This window comes from Isoptericola sp. NPDC057191, assembly GCF_042670225.1.
GTDB lineage: Bacteria > Actinomycetota > Actinomycetes > Actinomycetales > Cellulomonadaceae > Isoptericola.
This window is the reverse complement of the sequence record NZ_JBHUWC010000291.1, coordinates 1-2,821: the sequence shown is the minus strand read 5'-3', so window position 1 is coordinate 2,821 and position 2,821 is coordinate 1. Positions and strand designations below refer to the sequence as shown.

The 2,821-nt window shown below is 74.5% G+C and carries 2 protein-coding genes; one reads left to right on the top strand and one right to left on the bottom strand.

The genetic code is table 11. From position 1 onward, the window contains the following. Positions 1 to 116: 116 nt before the first annotated feature. Positions 117 to 2,000, bottom strand: coding sequence for an ABC transporter ATP-binding protein (locus ACFT55_RS19900; protein WP_380245585.1), 1,884 nt, complete (start codon positions 1,998 to 2,000; stop codon positions 117 to 119). Positions 2,001 to 2,079: 79 nt separating this feature from the next. Between ACFT55_RS19900 and coaE the strand changes: the two genes are divergently transcribed. Next, a complete protein-coding gene (gene coaE, locus ACFT55_RS19895; protein WP_380245584.1) occupies positions 2,080 to 2,712 on the top strand; it encodes a dephospho-CoA kinase in 633 nt (210 codons plus the stop codon). Positions 2,713 to 2,821 lie beyond the last annotated feature (109 nt).

Here is a 2,821-nt window from a genome sequence, read left to right as displayed (position 1 = left end):
GTGGCGGGCCGCCGTCGTTCTGTCCCGGCATCGGCCGGTGCCCGTCACTCCGGCGACGGCCGTGCGGCGGGCCCAGGGGGGTCGCGCGTCGCGCGCCGTGCGATGGCGCGCCGTGGTCAGTCGGCCGTCGTCGGCTCGGTCTGGGCGAACTGGGTGGCGTAGAGCTCGGCGTACAGGCCCCCTGCGGCGAGGAGCTCCAGGTGGGTGCCGAGCTCGACGACACGGCCCTCGGCCAGCACGACGATGGTGTCCGCGGCGCGCACGGTCGAGAGGCGGTGGGCGATGACGAGCGACGTGCGGCCGGCCAGCGCCTGGTCGAGGGCCGCCTGGACGGCCGCCTCCGACTCGGAGTCCAGGTGGGCCGTCGCCTCGTCGAGGACGACGACGTCCGGCGCCCGCAGCAGGAGCCGGGCGATGGCGAGCCGTTGGCGCTCCCCGCCGGAGAGGCGGTAGCCGCGGTCGCCGACGACGGTGTCGACACCCTCCGGGAGCCGTGCGACGAGGTCCCAGATCCGCGCCTGGCGCAGCGCCCTCTCGAGATCCGCGTCCGAGGCCCCCGGGCGCGCGAAGCGCAGGTTGGCGGCGACGGTGTCGTGGAAGAGGTGCGCCTCCTGCGACACCACGCCGACGGTGCCCCGCAGCGACGCGGCCGTGACGTCGCGCAGGTCCGTGCCCGCGATCCGTACCGCTCCCGACGTCGGGTCGTACATGCGTGAGACGAGCTGGGAGACCGTGGTCTTCCCCGCACCGGAGGGACCCACGAGGGCGACCATGGCGCCGGCCGGCACCGTGAACGACACCTCGCGCAGCGTGTCGTCCGTGGGGTCCGAGCGCAGCGTCGCGACGGACTCGAGAGAGGCCAGGGAGACCTCGTCGGCGCTCGGGTACCGGAACGTCACGCGGTCGAGCTCGACGGAAGCACCGCGGTCCGCCACGGCGACGCGCAGGTCGACGGCGCCGGGCTTCTCCGCGATCGCGGGCTCGAGGTCGAGGACCTCGAGCACCCGCTCGAAGCTCACCAGGGCGGTCATCACGTCGACCTGCACGTTCGACATGGCGGACAGCGGGCCGTACAGGCGCCCGAGGTACGCGGTGAGCGCGACCACGGTGCCCACGGTGAGCTCGCCGGCGATCGCCTGCAGCCCGCCCAGCCCGTAGACCAGCGCGATCGCGACCGAGGCCAGCGTCGTGAGGCCCACGCGGAACCACGTGCCGAGCAGGGCCGTGCGCACGCCGAGGTCCCGCAGCTGGCGCACCTGGGCCGCGTAGCGGGAGCTCTCCACGTCGGGGTCGCCGAAGATCTTGACGAGGTGGGCGCCCGCCACGTTGAAGCGCTCGTTCATCATCTGACCGGCGTCGGCGTTCAGGTCGTAGCCGGTGCGGGCCAGCGTCGCGAGGCGGCGGCCGAACCAGCGAGCCGGGAGCACGAACGCGGGCACGAGGACCACGGACAGCAGGGTGAGCCGCCAGGACATCGCGAACATGGCGGCGAGGGTGAACGCGATCGTGAGCCCGTTGGAGATGACCGTCTGCAGCGTGGACGTGAACGCCTGCTGCGCGCCGAGGACGTCGCCGTTGAGCCGCTGGACCAGGGCGCCCGTCCGGGCGCGTGCGAAGAAGGCGAGCGGCATCCGCTGCACGTGGTCGAAGACCGCCGTGCGCAGGTCGAGGATGAGCCCTTCGCCCACGCGCGACGACAGCCACCGCTCGGCCACCGCCAAGGCTGCGGTGACGAGGGCGATCCCCACGGCCGCGGCTGCCATCGACACCACCAGGCGCCGGTCGCCGGTCGCGATGCCGTCGTCGATGAGGCGACGGAACAGCAGGGGGGTGACGGCCCCCGCCGCCGCGCTGAGCACCAGGAGGGCGACGAACGCCACCAGCTGCGCCCGGTACGGCCGGGCGAAGGCCAGGATCCGTCGGAGGGTGGAGCCCGTCAGGCGCCGGTCCGTCACCGACGAGTCCTTCAGGTACGAGCGCATCATGCCTCCGCCCGCCATGCCACCTCCCCCTCGGCCCGCGGCAGGGAGCCGCGGGCGCTCATGGCGGGAAGCCTACGCCGGAGGCAGGATGGTCCCCATGCTCCGCATCGGCCTCACAGGCGGTATCGCCGCAGGCAAGTCCGTCGTCGCGCGCCGGCTCTCCGAGCTCGGTGCCGTCGTGATCGACCACGACGTCCTGGCCAGGGAGGTGGTGGCCCCCGGCACGGTCGGGCTGGAGGAGGTCGTGGCCGCCTTCGGAGACGGTGTGCTCGCGCCGGACGGTGCGCTGGACCGCCCGGCCCTCGGCCGCGTCGTGTTCGGCGACGCTGCGGCGCGCGAGCGCCTCGAGGGGATCCTGCACCCCGAGATCCGGCGCATCGCCGCGGAGCGGGAGGCGCTCGCGGGGGCGGCCGACGACCGCGCGGTGGTCGTGCACGACATCCCGCTGCTGGTCGAGACCGGGCAGGCGGACCGCTTCCACCTCCTCGTCGTGGTGCAGGCCCCGGCCGAGCAGCGGGTCGCGCGGCTGGTCGACGGGCGCGGGCTGGCCGAGGCGGCGGCGCGCGCCCGGGTCGCCGCGCAGGCCGCCGACGAGGAGCGTGCCGCCGTGGCCGACGTCACGCTGGACGGCACGGGGACGGAGGAGCACCTCCGGGACCAGGTGGACGAGCTCTGGCAGCGGCTGCGCGCGGAGGTCGACCAGGAGTCCGAGGCCGCCGCCGAGGCCTGAGGGGGCGGAGCACCGGGCGCCGGTCGGGCAGGGGTGATGACTGCCCGCCGCGGTCGTGTGTCAGGTGATTGGCCTGATCCAAGTGCCTGAGGCCCGCACACTTTAGGCA

What these genes read in the sequence shown, in the direction of transcription:
- ACFT55_RS19900 (WP_380245585.1), bottom strand. Translation starts at nt 2,000, where the DNA reads ATGGCGGGCGGAGGCATGATGCGCTCGTACCTGAAGGACTCGTCGGTG.
- coaE (WP_380245584.1), top strand. Translation starts at nt 2,080, where the DNA reads ATGCTCCGCATCGGCCTCACAGGCGGTATCGCCGCAGGCAAGTCCGTC.